This is a genomic window from Shewanella xiamenensis, assembly GCF_014647135.1.
Taxonomy (GTDB): domain Bacteria; phylum Pseudomonadota; class Gammaproteobacteria; order Enterobacterales; family Shewanellaceae; genus Shewanella; species Shewanella xiamenensis.
In genome coordinates, this window is record NZ_BMOP01000004.1 from 17,460 (window position 1) to 36,284 (window position 18,825).

At 38.7% G+C, this 18,825-nt stretch carries 18 protein-coding genes and 1 tRNA gene; 14 read left to right on the top strand and 5 right to left on the bottom strand.

The genetic code is table 11. From position 1 onward, the window contains the following. Positions 1 to 158 precede the first annotated feature (158 nt). The 11 genes from IEY09_RS04865 to IEY09_RS04915 all read left to right on the top strand — a co-directional run bounded on the left by IEY09_RS04865 (position 159) and on the right by IEY09_RS04915 (position 10,120). Positions 159 to 1,334, top strand: a complete 1,176-nt coding sequence (locus IEY09_RS04865) for a flagellar assembly protein FlgT (protein ID WP_037420626.1) — start codon at positions 159 to 161, stop codon at positions 1,332 to 1,334. A gap of 55 nt (positions 1,335 to 1,389) precedes the next feature. Then, positions 1,390 to 1,465 (top strand) — tRNA-Arg (locus IEY09_RS04870). A gap of 48 nt (positions 1,466 to 1,513) precedes the next feature. Next, positions 1,514 to 2,821, top strand: coding sequence for a motility associated factor glycosyltransferase family protein (locus IEY09_RS04875; RefSeq protein WP_188870106.1), 1,308 nt, complete (start codon positions 1,514 to 1,516; stop codon positions 2,819 to 2,821). Continuing rightward, complete coding sequence (locus IEY09_RS04880) at positions 2,818 to 3,111, top strand: hypothetical protein (protein WP_188870108.1); 294 nt, start codon at positions 2,818 to 2,820, stop codon at positions 3,109 to 3,111. The genes IEY09_RS04875 and IEY09_RS04880 overlap by 4 nt, the downstream gene beginning before the upstream one ends. Positions 3,112 to 3,139: 28 nt before the next feature. Further along, complete coding sequence (locus IEY09_RS04885) at positions 3,140 to 4,120, top strand: NAD-dependent 4,6-dehydratase LegB (protein ID WP_188870110.1); 981 nt, start codon at positions 3,140 to 3,142, stop codon at positions 4,118 to 4,120. A 17-nt stretch (positions 4,121 to 4,137) separates the two neighbouring features. Beyond that, a complete protein-coding gene (locus IEY09_RS04890; protein WP_188870112.1) occupies positions 4,138 to 4,815 on the top strand; it encodes a class I SAM-dependent methyltransferase in 678 nt (225 codons plus the stop codon). A 4-nt stretch (positions 4,816 to 4,819) separates the two neighbouring features. After that, positions 4,820 to 5,980, top strand: a complete 1,161-nt coding sequence (locus tag IEY09_RS04895) for a LegC family aminotransferase (RefSeq protein ID WP_188870288.1) — start codon at positions 4,820 to 4,822, stop codon at positions 5,978 to 5,980. A gap of 1 nt (position 5,981) precedes the next feature. Next, positions 5,982 to 6,980 (top strand): GNAT family N-acetyltransferase, encoded by a 999-nt coding sequence (locus IEY09_RS04900; protein WP_188870114.1) that lies wholly within the window; start codon positions 5,982 to 5,984, stop codon positions 6,978 to 6,980. Beyond that, positions 6,980 to 7,984, top strand: coding sequence for an N-acetylneuraminate synthase (neuB, locus tag IEY09_RS04905; RefSeq protein ID WP_188870116.1), 1,005 nt, complete (start codon positions 6,980 to 6,982; stop codon positions 7,982 to 7,984). Before IEY09_RS04900 ends, neuB begins: the two co-directional genes overlap by 1 nt. After that, positions 7,981 to 9,150: a UDP-N-acetylglucosamine 2-epimerase gene (gene neuC, locus IEY09_RS04910; RefSeq protein ID WP_188870118.1), complete on the top strand. Its 1,170-nt coding sequence runs from the start codon at positions 7,981 to 7,983 to the stop codon at positions 9,148 to 9,150. Before neuB ends, neuC begins: the two co-directional genes overlap by 4 nt. Further along, positions 9,131 to 10,120, top strand: a complete 990-nt coding sequence (locus tag IEY09_RS04915) for a hypothetical protein (protein ID WP_188870120.1) — start codon at positions 9,131 to 9,133, stop codon at positions 10,118 to 10,120. The genes neuC and IEY09_RS04915 overlap by 20 nt, the downstream gene beginning before the upstream one ends. Positions 10,121 to 10,144: 24 nt before the next feature. On the opposite strand, the gene IEY09_RS04920 is transcribed toward IEY09_RS04915, so the two are convergent. From IEY09_RS04920 to IEY09_RS04930, 3 genes are read right to left on the bottom strand one after another with little or no spacing between them, the layout of a single operon-like run. Continuing rightward, a complete protein-coding gene (locus IEY09_RS04920; RefSeq protein ID WP_229777702.1) occupies positions 10,145 to 12,619 on the bottom strand; it encodes a 6-hydroxymethylpterin diphosphokinase MptE-like protein in 2,475 nt (824 codons plus the stop codon). 22 nt (positions 12,620 to 12,641) lie between these two features. Further along, complete coding sequence (locus tag IEY09_RS04925) at positions 12,642 to 13,337, bottom strand: acylneuraminate cytidylyltransferase family protein (protein WP_229777704.1); 696 nt, start codon at positions 13,335 to 13,337, stop codon at positions 12,642 to 12,644. Positions 13,338 to 13,343: 6 nt separating this feature from the next. Continuing rightward, positions 13,344 to 14,396, bottom strand: a complete 1,053-nt coding sequence (locus IEY09_RS04930; RefSeq protein ID WP_188870122.1) for a nucleotidyltransferase family protein — start codon at positions 14,394 to 14,396, stop codon at positions 13,344 to 13,346. 213 nt (positions 14,397 to 14,609) lie between these two features. On the opposite strand from IEY09_RS04930, the gene IEY09_RS04935 reads away from it, so the two are divergent. Next, positions 14,610 to 15,095 carry a DUF2947 domain-containing protein gene (locus IEY09_RS04935; RefSeq protein ID WP_229777706.1) on the top strand — a complete coding sequence of 162 codons (486 nt, stop codon included), beginning with the start codon at positions 14,610 to 14,612 and terminating at the stop codon, positions 15,093 to 15,095. A 244-nt stretch (positions 15,096 to 15,339) separates the two neighbouring features. Continuing rightward, entirely contained in the window at positions 15,340 to 15,900 is a 561-nt protein-coding gene (locus IEY09_RS04940; protein ID WP_037424887.1) for a chalcone isomerase family protein, read from the top strand. Here IEY09_RS04940 and IEY09_RS04945 read toward each other — a convergent pair whose 3' ends face one another. Together IEY09_RS04945 and IEY09_RS04950 are read right to left on the bottom strand one after the other, a co-directional pair. Further along, positions 15,901 to 16,776 (bottom strand): DUF6268 family outer membrane beta-barrel protein, encoded by an 876-nt coding sequence (locus tag IEY09_RS04945; protein ID WP_229777715.1) that lies wholly within the window; start codon positions 16,774 to 16,776, stop codon positions 15,901 to 15,903. A 175-nt stretch (positions 16,777 to 16,951) separates the two neighbouring features. Continuing rightward, positions 16,952 to 17,572 (bottom strand): TetR/AcrR family transcriptional regulator, encoded by a 621-nt coding sequence (locus IEY09_RS04950; RefSeq protein WP_037424895.1) that lies wholly within the window; start codon positions 17,570 to 17,572, stop codon positions 16,952 to 16,954. A 137-nt stretch (positions 17,573 to 17,709) separates the two neighbouring features. Here IEY09_RS04950 and IEY09_RS04955 point away from each other — a divergent pair, with 137 nt between their 5' ends. After that, positions 17,710 to 18,825, top strand: coding sequence for an efflux RND transporter periplasmic adaptor subunit (locus IEY09_RS04955; RefSeq protein WP_188870125.1), 1,116 nt, complete (start codon positions 17,710 to 17,712; stop codon positions 18,823 to 18,825).

Consider the following 18,825-nt stretch of genomic DNA (forward strand, 5'->3'; position numbering starts at 1 on the left):
ACAACGGTGCCAATAACTTTACCCTCGACACCTATTCAGCAACTTCAGATAGTTTGGGTATATTTCATAAATCAGGCACGGAACTTGCTATTACAGCCAATAAAACCGCCATTAAACTGACTCAACTGATTGGCACAATTGACCTGAAGGGCTTATTAATGAACATACTCAGAAAGCACTTGCTCATCATTAGCAGCCTACTACTGGCCGCACTTCAAGCTAATCAAGCGCAAGCAGAATGGGTCGAAGCCAGTGGTGAAGCAATCATCACTAATGGCAACATCGCCCAAGCGCGGGAAGAAGCCATCAATCAAGCGGTTAGCTATGCCACCCTCAGCACCGGGATCCAAATATCCAGTGAACAACAAACCACCAACGGCAATCTCACGCAAGACAGCTTCGCCATTAATCGTAACGCTCAAGCGATTAGTATTCAGTTAGTAAGTGAACGCATTCAAGGGAATAAAATTTATGTGTCGCTCAGGCTCGATCTGAATGATGACCCAACACAACAATGCCCTACGGGCCAATTAAAAGCCGCGATCCTTATTCCCCAAGCCCAAATAAAAGATCGAGCACAATTACGCTACGGCCAATTATCAGGATTTGAAGAAGTCATATCCGAAAGACTCGGTAATAGTATTGATGGCTACTCATCAACTGGATACAGCCATATCCATGCCAAAGAAAGGCTCGATATCGCACAAGAACTGGTCGATATCCGCGGCTATAGACTTCCGAGTTGGCTGAGTGAAATTACCGATAGCCAATACATTTTATTACCGCAAATTATTGATATTTCAACTGAGCCAGTACAAGCCACCTTTATGGGATGGTGGGATGAAGCGCCACAAAGGCAGTTCCAATTAAAGCTTAGCCTTTATCACGGCATTAGCGGTGAAGAAGTATGGAACAAAACCTACAGCACATCGGCTCGGTGGGAATTTGAGGAACAAGCCATTGTTGCCCCCAATAGTGATAGATTTTGGCGTTCATCCTACGGCAAAAATATCAGCCAACTGCTGCAAGAAGCGACTCGCGATATTGATAACACGCTCAACTGTAGACCACTACTTGGGCAAGTTGTCAGTCGTCAAGGAGACAGGATTATCCTCAACCTAGGCCGAAAACATGGCATTAGAGTTGGCGATAAGTTCCAAGTGGTGTTACAACGCAATTTACCAGATAGACTCAATGAAATGCGTGCCATTGCTACCAAAAGCCGAGCAACAGTGCAAATTGAACAAGTGAGTGAAGAAAGTGCAACAGCCGTACTCGTTGACCAAAATGCGGTTTACAATGTACAGATAAACGACATCGCGCTTAAGATTTAAGCAACTAAATCATAAGCCTTTTAATCAAAGATAAAACCAGTATAATCACCAGCGTCTCTTCATAGCTCAACAGGATAGAGCAGCCGCCTCCTAAGCGGCCGATCGGGGTTCGAGTCCCTGTGGAGAGACCAGATAGTGACGGAACTGGTGCTCGAATAAGCAATCCCCGAGGATGCGGAATGACCAACCTGTTCACATCAAATATTGCTATTATTGAGGTTCGATGGCCTGAAGTCGCTTCTGCGATAAAAAACCAATCTATAGATCATCTTGATGCTCACCTTGTTCAAGGTAAGAACCAAACTATAAGTGTAGATGGTATCCAGTTGAGTAGCCGCCATGACCGTATGGCAGAAGTGCAGCTCAATATCAGCCAACTGCCCCAGCAAAGTCACTCAGTATATTTATATGGTTTAGGGCTAGGCGATTTACCTCGTGAGTTATTACTTCATTATCCGTTAGAAAAACTAACAGTGACTTTGCTTAACTTAGCGGTCACACGGCTAGTGCTAAGCTATACAGATCAAACAGACTGGCTATCGAGTCCTAAATGTGAATTAGAGTTAGCTAAGTTAAAGACCTCATTTTCGACTCCTTTTATCACATCTTCCGCTGAGCTTGTATTAGCCGATGACGATGCCGCATCGCTCAGAAATAAAATATTAATCCATTACCAAACTCATTTTGCAGCAAGAGCACATCAAGCTGAAGACCCTCAAATATTGGAACGTTTCGAGCAAAATGAACAATTAATTCAAGAAGATTCCGATATATCAGAACTTTACTCTAATCCATGCGAACATATAATTATTATTGGTACTGGTCCATCTTTAGAAGCTTCAATACCGCAACTAAAGCGTATTACTGAAAGTAACAAACGAGCACTCGTTATTGCGGTAGATACAGCACTAAAACCAATATTAAAAGAAGGGATTAAACCTGATATCGTGGTAAGTATTGATGCAGACATCAATACGGTACATTTACAGCCAGAAGCATCTAAAGGAATCAAGCTAGTTTATTTCCCAAGACTGGCAAAAGAAACACTTATGTCTTGGCAGGGAAAGCGATTTGTAGCTTACGGGAAACATAAGTTGTACGACAGCCTTAGAAAAGTCAAACACCATGATACTCTCTATACGGGTGGTAGTGTACTACATACTGCTGTTGACCTTGCCGTAAAAATGCTAGCAAAACATGTGTATTTGATCGGCTGCGATTTAAGCTTCCCGAATAATAAGACTCATACTGGTTGGGCTGATGGCGAACTGAACATGCATATTTCGGCGCAAGCATCACATCAATGGGTTCTCAATAATCGAGAAGAGAAGGTAAAAACTAGTCTCAGTTTCATTAGTTACATCGATGCTTTAGAAAGTTATATCAAAATCCATCCTGAAACTCATTTTTACACCACAAGTGAACTAGGAGCTAAAATTGAGGGATGCGCGTATCTAGCTTTGGATAACTTAGGATCAAAGTTATGACTATATGTGTTGACTATATACTCAATGATTTGCGTGCTGCCGCTCGTCATTTTCTACTCGCAGAGGAATCCTTTGGAGCCGAAGCAATGGTAAAGGTAATCGATGGACTCATAGGCTTATCAAGTCAATTAGAGTCACAATCACAAGAGTCGCTAAATCAAATTATTAGTCAAGTTTATGCAGCACAGCGAAGGCATGACTTAATTGGCTTGGCAGATTATCTAAATGTTGAATTATATGAATTTGTTCAACAGTTCGACACTTGCGATTCAAGCAACGCTGGTATTTGATGCCTCTTTTAAAGCGTATGGACATATTATGAAAAAAGTATTAGTTACAGGTGCAGACGGATTTATAGGCTCTCACCTTGTGGAAATGTTAGTAGCCCAAGGTTATCAAGTTAAAGCTCTTAGCCAATACAACTCTTTCAACCATTGGGGATGGCTGGAAAATCTTGCTTGCCTCAATGAAGTTGAAGTTGTTTGTGGCGACATCCGTGATCCACATTTTTGCAAGCACTTGTGTAAAGATGTTGATGTGATTTTCCATCTTGCAGCACTAATTGCGATTCCTTACTCGTACGTAGCCCCTGATAGCTATCTTGATACCAACGCCAAGGGCACTCTCAACATCTGCCAAGCAGCCCTTGAAAACAATGTATCAAGAGTCATTCACACTTCGACAAGTGAGGTCTATGGTACCGCCAAATACGTCCCGATTGATGAACTGCATCCGTTACAGCCTCAATCACCATATAGTGCCTCAAAAATAGCTGCGGATTCTATGGCTATGAGTTTTTACAATAGTTTTGAACTCCCCTTAACTATTGCTCGCCCTTTTAATACATACGGTCCAAGACAATCTGCAAGAGCAGTTATTCCAACAATAATCAGTCAGATTGCAGAGGGCGCGACTCAAATCAAATTAGGTGATCTATCTCCTACACGTGATTTCAATTATGTACTGGACACATGCCGAGGATTTATTGCATTAGCAACACATGATGCTTGTATAGGTGAAACTATCAATATCTCTTCAAATTATGAAATTTCAATTGAAGATACTCTAAAAATCATTAAGCACCAGATGCATAGTAATGTTGAATTCATTACTGACAATGAACGCTTAAGACCTCAGCAATCTGAAGTGTTTAGATTATGGGGGGATAACAGCAAAATCAGAATGTTAACTGGATATCAGCCTCAATTCGATATAGAAATGGGACTAAAGGAAACAATCGCTTGGTTCACTGAACCTGCTAATTTGAGCAAATATAAGTCTACAATTTACAATCGATAATTAGGAATAAAGTCATTATGGCAGCATCATGGGATCCTATCTGGGAAACAGTATTTACCACCCAAGCTTGGGGAAAATATCCTGGCGAAGACTTAATTCGTTTTGTTGCCAGAAACTTCTACAAAGTACCAAACAGGTCAGAAATCGAGCTGCTTGAGATAGGTTTCGGTACTGGAGCCAATTTATGGTTTATGGCCAGAGAAGGTTTTACTGTACATGGTGTGGAGGGCTCCCCTTCAGCACTAAAAATGGCCTTGGACCGTCTCAATGTAGAAGTACCTGACTGGCGAGGTGAGTTACGACAAGGTGATATGCTTAGTCTTGATTATCCTAATAATAGCTTTGATGCCGTCATAGATAATGAAGCTATTTATGCAAATAGTTTTGAACATTCGCAAGCAATGTATAAAGAAGCACATAGAGTATTAAAACCTGGTGGGCTAATGTTTAGCCGAATGTTCACAGATAAAACCACGGGTTATGCAACAGGTCAGCAAGTCGGTCCTCATGCATTTATGGTCGATACTGGCCCTATGGCAGGTAAAGGATACACACGATTTACTACCAGAGAATGCTTAACGACGTTATTTTCGCCATTCAACTTATTAGAATTACAATTGATCAGTCGAGAAAACGAGCTTGGTGAAAAAGTAAGTGAATGGATTGCAATTGGTCAAAAAGCAACGGCTGAATAAAAATATGACATGCTCAATTGAACAGATTATCCAATTCATTCGTGCACTATACGGTGATCCTGAACATTTACCGCTACATGCACCTCATTTCGACAACGATGAAATCGACTTAGTAACAGAAACAATACAGAGTACATTCGTATCTAGTGTAGGAAAATACGTCGATCAGTTTGAGATGCTTATTAAGGAATACACTCAAGCCAATGCTGCTGTTGCAACCGTTAATGGTACGGCGGCGCTGCACACTGCGTTATTTTTAGCCGGTGTCAAACATGGGGACTTAGTAATCAGCCAATCTCTTACATTTGTAGCAACTTGCAATGCAATCCACTATTTAGGAGCGCAACCGCTATTTATAGACGTATCCCTTACACATTTAAGCCTTTGTCCTATTTCGCTCGATAACTATCTAACCGAACATGCTGAAATCACAGATCAAAACGAATGTCGCCATAAGCTAACTGGAAAAATAATCAGAGCTATGGTGCCCATGCATACATTTGGGCATCCTGCAGATCTAGATGCATTAGTTTCAATAAGCAACAAGTGGCATATAACATTAGTAGAAGATGCAGCTGAAAGCCTAGGTTCATTTTACAAAGGGCAACATACAGGTACATTCGGTCAATATGGTTGCATCAGTTTTAACGGTAATAAAATAATTACTACCGGTGGCGGCGGTATGATTTTGTGTAAAACTTCTCATGAAGGTACACGAGCAAAGCATATTACAACAACAGCTAAGCAACCCCACGCTTTTGAATTTTACCATGATGAATCAGCATTTAACTATCGAATGCCTAATTTAAATGCTGCTCTAGGATGTGCACAAATGAAAAAACTCAATCAGTTCCTTATACAAAAAAGAGAGATTGCCAGTCAATATAAAATGTTTTTCGAAAAAACTGACTATCAATTTGTTCAGGAACCATCAGGTTGTCATTCTAATTATTGGCTTAACGCAATTTTGCTACCAGATCCCGCACATAAAAGCACTTTCCTAGAAAAAACAAATCAAGCAGGCGTTATGACTAGACCAGTTTGGCAACTAATGCATACTCTACCGATGTACTCCAATGCGCTAAAAGGACCGCAAAATAATGCAGAATGGTTATCACAGCGTCTGATAAATTTACCTAGTAGCCCTCGAAATATAGCACAATAATATGGATGCAAATACATTAATAAATGATATCTACTTCCAAGATGAATATGCAAAACTTTATCTAAATGAAGATGACCGTATTTATCGATTTGAATATACCAAAGGGGAGAAATGGTTCCGAAGCTTAAGCATTATGCGCCCTATTCCGAATTATTTATATCCTGATTATAGTGAAACACTATTTGATCTCGAAACTCCTTATGGTTATGGAGGGCCAATAACTAACAGTCAGGATATACATTTTATTAATGAAGCAATGCAACTTTATCGAGCAGATTGTGTAACAAAAAATATTGTTTGTGAGTTCATACGCTTTCATCCACATAACCAACTAGCAGCTCATGCTAATCTTTTTGATTTTCATCTACGAGAACGAAGAGTTGTTAGCGTAAATCTGCGAACTGAACAACATGAACGCTGGCAAGGCTACTCAAAAACAACCCGGAATATTATTAGAAAATGCGAAAAAAAATTAACATTTGATGAGAACATTCATCTTGATGAATTTATTAACATTTATCGGCAAACAATGGATAAAAATAATGCTGATCGTTTCTTCTATTTCCCCAAAAAATATTTTGAAAAACTACATACACATAAGAACTGCCAATTACTAGGTATTCGTGCATTTGATGGAGAACTATTATCTGCAGGTTTTTTTTTCCTGTCAGGCCCTCTTGCACACTATCACCTATCAGCTAACAACTTAGAACGACAACATGAAAATGGCAATTACTATTTACTTGAACAAGCCTTTGTTCGAGCAAAAGCTGCAGGATGCAAAAGTATGTTACTCGGAGGTGGGCGAACATCATCGGAAAATGATAGCTTATTTCAATTTAAGGCTAAGTTTTCTAAAGATATTTTACCTTTTTATATCGCTGGGTTAGACTTTAATTCTGTACAACGAAAACAGCTCAATGACTCATGGCAGGCAAATCATTCTGATACAAAAATTCAACGATTTCAGAAGTATCGGATGTCACCTAAGGATATTTAATGGCACAAAAAACCTTCATTATTGCTGAGGCAGGCGTTAATCATAATGGTGATATAAAGCTCGCTAAAGCGCTAATTGACGCAGCCGCTGAAGCAGGAGCTGATTGTGTTAAATTTCAAACTTGGAAAACAGAGCTGCTCGTTACGCCGACAGCAAAAATGGCTCAGTATCAAATTGAGAACACAAGCAACACAACAACACAATTTGAAATGTTAAAATCGCTTGAACTAAGCTACACTGACTTTGTAGAGTTAAAAGACTATTGTGATAATAAAAATATCATCTTCATGTCAACACCAGATGAAACACAAAGTGCAACATTCCTAAATAATCTGCAAAATCAATTTAAAATAGGATCAGGGGAGTTAACTAACCTTCCTTTTCTAAGTCATATAGCTAGCTTTCGAAAACCCATTATATTATCAACGGGAATGAGTAATCTTACAGAAATTGAGTTAGCACTAAATACACTTAAAACGTCAGGTATTACCATTGACATGGTGACGATACTACATGCAACTACACAGTATCCAACACCAATGCAAGAAGTTAACTTATTAGCAATGAATACAATAAAAAATGCATTTCCTGGTGTAAAAGTTGGTTATTCAGATCACACTTTGGGTATAGAAATTCCTATTGCAGCTGTCGCGATGGGGGCAACTATTATTGAAAAACATTTTACGCTAGACAAGAAAATGAGCGGCCCCGATCATAAGGCAAGCCTAAATCCTGTCGAACTATGTGAAATGGTGTCAGCAATACGTAACTTAGAAGTTGCGCTGGGAACAGGTATAAAAGAACCTAGCATAAGTGAATTACAAAATATACCTATCGTCAGAAAAAGTATTGTTGCATCAAAACCTATATCAAAAGGTCAAAAATTAACAGAAGATAATCTTACGATTATGCGTCCAGGCACAGGCATACCACCTAGCCGTTGGAGTGAAATATTAGGAACAACTGCCAATATGGATTATCAACCTGGTGAACTTATAAAATGACGAGAAAAATCTGTGTAGTTACTGCAACTAGAGCTGAGTATGGCCTATTAAAGCCATTATTACATGAAATCGAAAAGGACCAAGACTTAACATTACAATTGGTTACTACAGGTACACATTTATCACCAGAATTTGGTTACACTCTAAAAGAAATTGAAACAGACAAATATCCCATAGCCAAAAAGGTGGAAATCCTACTTTCATCAGATTCATCCATCGGCATAAGTAAAAGTATGGGATTAGCTCAAATTTCATTTTCAGAGGTATACGACGATCTACAGCCAGATATTGTTGTTGTACTAGGGGATAGATATGAACTACTTCCTATTGTCTTAGCCGCAAATGTTGCAAATATTCCAGTTGCACATATTAGTGGAGGAGAGTTAACCGAAGGAGTGCTTGATGAGATGTTCCGTCATGCAATAACTAAGTTATCACACTTGCATTTTACAGCTATTGAATCCTATAGGAATAGAGTTATTCAAATGGGGGAGAGTCCAGAACGGGTATTTACTGTTGGAGAAATAGGATTAGATAATCTTAGAACAATGCAGTTCATGTCAAAAGAAGAATTAGAAATGAACTTGGGACGAAAACTATTTTCAAAAAATTTGTTAGTTACATATCATCCAGACACTACTGATAACTTAGATTCCATTGTGGCTTCATTTAAGACTATTCTTGAAGCACTAGATGAACTCAAAGACACTCTACTAATATTTACTAAGGCAAATAGTGACCGTGGTGGACGAAAAATAAATGATATGATAGATAAATATGTATCGATAAATAAAGATAAATCAATTTCATTTACCTCGCTAGGTCAGAAACGTTATTTATCGCTACTTAACTATATTGATGCCATAATTGGAAACTCGTCAAGTGGTATTGTAGAAACACCATCGTTTAAATTGCCAAGTATTAATATAGGTTATAGACAACAAGGGAGAATTAGAGCCAAAAGTACTATTGATGTGGATTACGAACTCGATTCAATACGCCAATCAATAAAAAAAATATACAGTAGTGAATTTATAGATGAGATTAAAGGTGTAATCAATCCATATGATAAAGGGGGTAGTGGTAAAAAAGTAAAAGATATTCTAAAGGAATATGATTTAAATACTTTGAAGGTTAAAAAATTTTATGACATTCCAAAGAATTAAACCCATCGGAGGGGAAGCTGAGTTTCATGAAAACACTCAAAAAGCCCTAACTCAAAGTGGAAGATTTTCCTTAAAACTCATTTTAGAGAACGAGGAGTTACGAAAGCATCACTTTTTTATACCGGACTATATTTGCTCAACAATTATCTTAATGCTAGAAATGTACAATATTAGATATAGTTTTTATAAAATAAAAGCTGATCTTAAACCTGACTGGACCTCAATAAATCAGGAAATCGATGTACTTTACGTTATAAATTACTTTGGACAATTAACACAACTTCCAAAGAGCATTAATGCTAAAACTATACTTATCATTGATGACGTATTCTTCCCTTATCCTAGAATACCAACAGTCCCAAACCCCTACTTTAGTTTTAATAGTCTGAGAAAAATTACATCTGTCGCTGATGGTAGTATATTGTTGAGTAATAAAAAATTACAACACAAATTAGTAATGCCAGTGGCAGAAACTAATTTTACAAGATTAAAATATCAAGCCAAGAGCAAAAAGTACGAATATATTAACCATAACAATGACTTTAACATACAACTTGAGAAGGATTATTTAGCTGATTTCGAAAGAGCTGAACTCATTTTAGACAATCAAGAAGATATAACCAGCATATCATTAAATAGTCAGATTGGTTTATTTGAGTTTTATATTAAGATTGAAGATGAAAGAAAAAGAAGAAATGAAAATTATTTTATTTTAAAAAACTCCTTATCCGATCATATCGTTAATATCGAATCAGACTTTTATTCCTTTGCCATATTAAAATTACCTAACGCTGAAAAATTAAAATTAAAATTAATGGAATATAAAATCTACCTCCCTAACCACTGGCCAAAAATGAATTTAATAAATAACATTAGTACTCAGTGGCTATCAGTACCTGTTGACTCTCGTTATAACAATGAAGACATGCAGAGAATAGTAAATACCATCAAAATTCTTACCGATGAATAAGTTATAATTATTTACTTTATCGTGCTATTCCAAAGTGGCAATATTTTTTAACATGCCATATGCTATCTTATTAGCTGGCTCAACACTAATAATATACTCACAAGCCACTTTCGCAGAGTCATAAGCTTGGATCTCAAAGAACAATTTAGCTAATGATAGCCAAACTTGAATATCTTCTCCATAAAGGGTTAAATATTTATTATAGCTTTCAATTGCACCTATAACATCCGAAGTCAAGTATTGCAGACGTGCCAACTTTGGTAAAAAACTAGGAGAAAAATCGCTTAATTCTTTCAATCCATCTACGGCTCGATGATAATTTTGGTTCCCGATTGAGATCCCGACAATTTGATTAAGAGCATATATACGATGATTTTCAACAGTTGTATTTTCAAAAAAACTCAATGCTAAATCTAGCTCTTTACGTAATACATTGATATAGCCATTTATCAAAGACTGTAAAGATAGTTTCGAACCATCATCTCCAGGTTGCATCGATAATGATGCGTTTAGCTTTAACAATCCCCCCATATCCCTTTTTGCAAATAATTGAACAACCTTATGTTCTAAGTTATCAATACTCACCTGTTTTTTTATTGTATTGAAGTGCGTAGTGTCATTAGATTTTAACAACTCAGTAAACTTATTCGCCATAATCTTAAAGGAATTTAAAACTCCTTCAGACAATGCACTTGAATTATTATTTAAATAAAAAGTAGCTCTACCATACTGTTTATCGTTATCCCATTGTGCTAAGAGATTTTCAAAGTTTGGATTATCATTCAACTCATCAATTCTAGATTCAGTTCTTTTAATTGCATTATTTATGAGTTTTAAAAGGCCGTTTGCACTATTTATATATGCTTGATAATATAGCCTACCATTTTCTTCCAGCTTTTTATTATCCCAATTTTCTACATTATCAGGAGCCATAAACTCAACAAAATAACTTAATCCATAAGCTTTAAGTAACTTTCCTAAATAGCTATACTTCTTATCTAAAATTTGTTGTTTTTTTTGCAACTTATCTGCTAGATCAATAGTTCCCTTCAAATAGAATTTTGCATTAATTTCTATACACTCATTTGCAAGTGACACAATTGTCGATAAATCTCGCTTTACCTTAAGTAGTTCTTGAAAAGCTTCCTTATATGCATCATTTTTTTTAGAAGATGTCAAAGTACTACAATATTGAGATAGTATATTTCTGGCACTGTCAGAAACTCCATTCAATTCAATATCAATAATATCTTGATAAATTGTACCTTTTATCTTTGCACCATTACGAGCCAAATTGATAACTGAAACAGGTTTATCCATTTCTTCTAAAGCCTGTTCAATTTTTTCCTTTGCTGTTACTAGTGGAAAAGATGTTTCAGCTTTTTGTCCATTGTTTGTTTCAACCCATAAACCATCTGCAGTTAAGCTAGGCCCAAAGGATGCTTCTATACTACCTTTTGCATGTGTATAACCATCCGATGAGAAGCATAAATCAACGCCTGCAAAAAGAATTTGTGAAAAACCTACACCTAAGGCAAACGATAGAGCAGAATTTGTGACTGTCGGTCCAGCTGATAAGATATTCTCAAGGTTACACTTACTCCCCCATGGAAATCTTGACCCAAGATAAATGTTAGGTCCATTCCATTGAGAGACTAATGAAGAAACAACGTGATAAGAGTTAACTAAAATTACATGAGATGGGAAAAGTAGAGCTTCTTTACTGACATCAAAACTGTCATCAAAAGGATCAACAGACACAACTATATCAGGTATTAACCCTACATCTTGAAGTCGTTTCGCTATTCTTGAAACAGCTATAATTACCATTGATTCTTTATTATGAATAACCCATGGTAAAACATCATCCAATGAAGGTCCACCCCCTAAAATTATGCATGATGCCCCATCAAAACACCCTTTTAAAGGCATAACAGGAAGAATGTTTTCGCATACATTTTGTAATTGCCTTATTATAAAATTCTCACTACCTAATGTAACGCGATTCAAAAATGATAACCGTTCTAAAAATGCATGCGCCTTAAATTTAATGCCGTGGTAGATATCAAGATAGTCATAACATGCACCTAGCGACTCAAAAAATCTTAACTTATTTTTGTATATATACTGAGCTATGTTACTATTATTAATTATGCCTTCCAAATCTTCATAATTTAGTAGAAAAACATTTTCGCTTTCAATACTATTAACATCTTTATTCAAAAATTCTATTACATCTTGATGCTCAACGAAATAATATACGGAATTATCATCATTCCTAAAATTAACAATGTAATCAATCAACAAACCTGAGTCTGTACCGATGACAACATTAAAAGTGTCTTTTTCGAATATTTCATCTTTGAAATGAGATTTGAAAACCATTTTTGACTCGAAGCGATCAAATGTGATTTGATTTATTGCATGAATAACTTTCTCACCAAATTTATTGGATGAAAAAAACAATCCGCTGCTTTCATTTTTTTCTTTATTAATCACATTAAATCCTTCATATTATTAATCAAACATTTTTAGAAGCAATAAACTCTGCAAAATCAAAGTCTAACTTATTATCAATATCAATTGAGCGTTCGTTTGGCATAACATAAGCATAGACATTTGGAGAGTAAAAAAATGATTCTCGCCTCTTCAATTCCTTAACTGAATACAAATAAATTGCGCCATTTAATCTATAATAGGTAGGTAAATCTTGACTTCTTCTATTTATAATGTTATCAGATATAAAGTTATCTAACTGCATACTTTCAGGTAAAACATTTGACCATAACGGGCTGTGTTCACATTCAGTAACAGAAATAACACCATCAGCATTTTTATTTTTATATTGTTTTATTGCCAGAGCAATATCTTCTACCGTTCTTAACGGTGATGTTGGTTGAAGTAATAATAAGAGATCATAGTTTTCGCCTTGTTTTTCCAAAAAGTTAATAGCATGAAGAACAACATCTAATGACGATGCTTTATCCGTAGAGAGCTCTGCAGGACGAAGAAAAGGGACTGATGCACCATATTTCCTTGCAACTTCAGCAATATCTTCTGTATCAGTACTAACAACAACAGATGTGACCAAAGGGCATGCTTTGGCTACTTCAACACTTTGTGCTATCAAAGGTTTCCCTAAAAAGGGTAAAATATTTTTCCCTTTTAATCTTTTGCTACCACCTCTGGCAGGAATCAAGGCAAGTATTTTACTCATAATTCACTATATTCCTAACCTTACGATATCTGCTTGAGCCCGGTCAAAATCATCTAATCTACCGATATCTAACCAATATTCATGAATTGGAAACATTAAAACTTCTTTTTTTTCTTCAATAACGTTTTGTAACAATGTTGGCATATCTATTCTCGTGTTAGCTTCAACTTTTCTGACTAACTCAGGAGTTAACACATAAATTCCAGCATTAACAAAAAAACGTTGAACAGGTTTTTCTTCCATAGACAAAATATGATGCCCATCACCAGTAATGACACCATAAGGGACCTGATACTCATAATCTCTAACACACATGGTCGCCATTGCACTATTATCATTATGAAATTCTAATAATCGTTCAAAATCTACATTTGTCAGAATATCACCATTCATCATGACCAATGGTAATTCAGGTAAATTTTTCGGCAATAGACTTAAGGCACCACCAGTCCCCAATGGCTGATTTTCTTCTATGTATTGTATATTTACTCCCCATTTCGAGCCATCACCAAAATGCTCTCGAATCAGTTCAGGCTTATAAAATACAGAGATATAGAAATTGACAAATCCAGCTCTAATGAAACTGAGTAAAATTGTTTCTAGTATCGGACGACCACCCACATTGAGTAATGGCTTGGGGTAGTTATCTGTCAATGGTCTAAGGCGTGTACCAAATCCACCAGCCATCAGAAAAACAGGATTTAGATGCTCGAACTTTTTAGAAACAGAACTTAATGTCTGTAAATCTACAACTTTTCCATTTTCGATGAGTGGAATTGAAGTGATTGCCTTGTCATGCATCATTTTAGCAAGTATTTTTTTACTCGTGCCAAGTGGCGCAGTAACAGGTGTAGTGAACATGATCTCTGACACACTTGAAGCTAAACTTACCCCTCTTAAAATACCGCGCCTGATATCTCCATCCGTGATAGTGCCAAGTAATCTACTTTCATCATCAACAACTAAGACTACTTTAATTATCTCATTGTTTAATACTTCGATAGCCTTAAGAATGGAATCATTTGCGGTGAGAAGAGACCTTAACCAACTGTTATTCATATTGAACCACCCATGCTCATAAAAAGTACAAGCTTCGATATCACTGATTATTGACGAATCTATCACTAGGTTACACACAAGCAAAATATAAGCCAAAACAACAAGTCATGCCATGTATCTGTCTCAAAGGATAATTATCGACTCTATTACTGTGTGCCTGGGCTGAAAATGGTATATTACATCTCAATTTTTAACTTGTAGAAGATGGGTCTCTTGAATAGTAAATTTTCCTATATCCCTTTGAATGATTATCGCCGTAAGTGGATTTTTAACCACAAAGATTTACCTGTAAGCGATGAGGACAAGACTGTCATTCTGCCGCTAACGGATAAAAGCGCCATGCTGGTGTGGAATCAGTGGATTAGCAATAAAAGTAGCCGCGCCGAACAGTTTACTAAAGGGGATTGGGCCGCCAAAGCCAACGCATGGGTCAAAACAGATCATTGGCAGAGTGCGTGGGACAGTGAAGATAACAGTCTACCTGAGATGTTAGCCGAGTTTATTCAGTGGCCAGAGGATACTCAGGTCTATTTTTGCTACGAAAAATATCAAGTGATTGAGACTCGTTGGGATGTGTTTGTCCGCAATTGGAAGTGCTTTCTGTTTTTTGATGATGGCCCAATCCTGATCTCCCCTAAGCAAAAACAAGCGGTGATGTTTGAGCAAAATGGCCAATATAAATTAGGCGTTCGTGGCTGACCCTGTCAGCTAATAAACTAAACAGGTCGAATATTTCTTCACACATATCGCTTTTTTAATGCGCTCGACAAGGAAAAGTCGTCTTGTTTTGCCTAAGTCACCAGCGATAGCTTGCACAGATTAGGCTATCGCTCCTCTTGGGTTTCGATTAGTATCGCTTCGCAATCTACAGATAAATCACCGTTCGAGTCACTCAGATGATTGATACACTCAACGGCCATAACTAAAAAATATGAGGTGTATAATGAAGTTACTCTCAACCTTAACGCTCACTACTGCTTTGCTTTTTCCACTATTTACCCAAGCTAAAGAAGTGTCAGGTGTTCAAGTCGCCGACAGCATTACGCTCGATGCTCAGGCGCTGCAATTAAATGGCGCCGGTGTCCGCAGCAAATTCTTTATGGATTTGTATGTCGGTAGTCTGTACGTGCCCACTCCCAGCAAAACCACCGCCGAGGTGATCAATGCTCCGATAGCCGCGATTCGCCTTAATATTACGTCTGGAATGATTACGTCTGAGAAAATGCGTGATGCGATAACCGAAGGTTTTGAGCATGCAACCGCCGATAATACGACTGATATTCAGCCACAAATTGATGCGTTTATGGCGCTATTTAAGGATGAAATTAAACAAGGTGACCAATTTACCTTAGTCGCCAACAAAAGCCGTGGTGTGACCGCCTATAAAAATGGCCAAGAACAAGCCACGATTGAAGGTGAAATGTTCCGTCAAGCCTTACTCAAGATTTGGTTAGGTGAAAAACCAGCCCAGACAAGCCTCAAAGAAGCCATGCTGGGCCAGTAATTAAAATCGAAACTCGAGATCCAAGGCCGCTGCGCCTTGGTTATCGAGATCAAGCGCGGCCTCATCGGTCACTTCTAATTCACCGTTAAAGTAATAGCCCGCGTAGAGATTTAACGCGATTGCTGGTGTCATACGCCAACCAGCTCGTAGATAGCTCACCCATTCATTGGTTTCGACTACCGTTTCATCATCAGCAATTAAAAATCGCTCCGTGCGGCGCGAATTACCCAAGCCCACGTTCCAAGCGGGATTGAACTGATAGCTAAGTTCCAATCCTGCTGGCCCACTAAAGCCCGCTTGGAAAGGGTTTGCTAGACGCCAGCGATCATTAATCTGCCAGCTCACAGCAAGGTAAGGCAAAGTACGCACTTCATCTATGTCATTCAAGTAGGCCACACCAAAGCCCAGCATGTTTCCCGACTCAAAAGCATACATGGCCGAGGCAACCACACCATAACTTTGAGCATTACTGGCGGACGCGGTATCGGCATAAGCATATTGGATTTGTGGCGAAAGCATAAATGACCAATGCTTATCCATCCGATAATTAACAGATAGGCTCGCACGGTAGCGATCGATATTTTCCCAGGTTTCACCCACATCACTAAACAATGCTGCCGTATTATTGGCGCCTGTTAAACGAATATTACGCCAATCGTAGTCAAGTCTGTCGTAGCCAAGTCTCATCCCAACGGACCATTGTTGACTCAAGGGCATAGTCACGCCAGCGTTAAGTAACAGGCTATCCCGCTGCAACTCAGTTTCACCATTAGCAACGTTGGCACTCTGGGTACTAATTTGCGATACGCTGACCTTAAAAGGCTTATATTCTTGGCGAGGCTCAGCTGCGAAAACGGAGTAACTCAACAAAGGCATCAACCCTATGAACACTATGCTGGGGTTAATATTGACTGGTGAATGAAGTGGTTTAGCCACGCCTGCTCCTTGCATTACTGGTTGATGATATGTTGCGTATAATACGTGTTACCCAAGACAAAAGTTCATTCTTAATCGAAGAATGATACAAACTGATACCTTAACGCCACTTTAGTTAAACACAATAAGCTTTTAGGAACATCTCGGCACAACCCCGAATATACTGCTCACGTTCCCCCAATAAACTCTCGGTTTCTAGCCCCAACTCTAACCTGAGCTTCAATTCACCAAACAGCATTAAACATAAACGAACCGCACAGTGATGCGGTTGTGGAAATCGATACAATCCAAGCGCCTCAACCGCCACTAAATATTTTGTCAGCATCGCAAGCATATGTTGTGGGCCCGCCTCAAAAAATAAGCGTGAGACTTCAGGGTGGCTTTCCGATTGCGCCACACAGGCTTTAAAGACGGTAATAGCCTCAGGGCTGACAATCATTTCACCAAATTGCAACGCAAACTCGGTGATAGTGGCTTCGGGTTGGCTTGGATCACTCAGCAAGTCGTCATGTAAATTGTGACCCACGCATTTTGACTCAATCGCAGCCACAAACAGGTCATCTTTACTGCCATAGTGAGAATAAACGGTTTGCTTAGAAACACCCGCCAATTTAGCGACTTCATCCATACTGGTATGGGGAAAACCCTGGCGGCAAAACAAGTCAATGGCCGCCACTAGCACTTGCTGTTTCTTTTGTTCACTGCGGCTCATCGGGATCTCGGTGGACTGAGTCATATCTTCACTCAAGGTAGCAACATAATTAATTCGTATTAGTTAAGCATAAAATAGACTAGACAGTCCAGTTCCGCACAACTAGACTAGCAAGTCTAGTTACATAAAATTAACCTTAAGCTTACAACGGAAGGATTCAAATGGATCAAGCGGCCCGATGTTTTTGGCGTGTATTTTGCGTTTGCGTGATTGCCGTCACCACCTTAACGGCCTGTCAAAAGGAAGTGACAGAGCATGCCAATACTGCGCAATTACAAACCGTGACGACGGCACCGCTGCGCTTGTCGACTAGCTATCAGAGTGAGCAAGTATTCACTGGCACAATCCGTGCGGGCAATACCACGGGCGTCGGATTTGAATTACCGGGTAAGCTCAGTGAGTTAACTGTCGATAGCGGCGCTAAGGTGACTCAGGGGCAAGTATTGGCCAAACTGGATACCCGCTTGCTTGAAGCCGAGCGCCAAGAAATCCAAGCAAGCTTAGCGCAAACCCAAGCCGATGTTGACCTTGCCACCAGCACTCTCAAACGGAATCTAGAACTGAAGAAGTCCGGTTATGTCTCTGAACAATTGCTCGATGAAACTCGAACTCAACTCACCAGCCTAGAGGCGGCTAAACAACGCCTGCTCGCCTCGCAACATGCCAATCAACTCAAACTCGACAAATCACACTTACTCGCCCCCTTTGATGGCATCATCAGTCAGCGCCAACATAATTTGGGGGAAGTCGTTGCAGCGGGTAACCCCGTCTTTACCTTAGTTGGTAGCATCAATACCGAGGCCTATATCGGTGTCCCAGTTGCCATTGCTAACCAATTCACTACCGGACAAGAAGTAAAGGTTAGTGTCCAGAATCAACTATTTATGGCTAAAGTCGCAGGGATCAGTGCCGAGGTCAACCCCATTAGCCGCACGGTACAACTGCGGATTAGCCTACCAGCACAGGCTAAGGTGATAAATGGAGAAATAGCCTATTTACATCAACAACAAACCGTTGAACAAGCAGGCTACTGGGTGCCAATTTCAGCACTGATTGATGGTATTCGAGGACGCTGGAATATCTATGTTACGGCGCAACAAACAGCTGATAGCGCTTCAACTCAAATAGAACGTCGCGATGTCGATATTCTCTACACCACGCAGGATATGGCTTATATCCAAGGAGCGATTAAAGCCGACGAACAATATGTGACTCAAGGTTTGCATAAATTAGTCGTTGGCCAAGCCGTTTCCACAACAATAGCAACGACGAGGTAA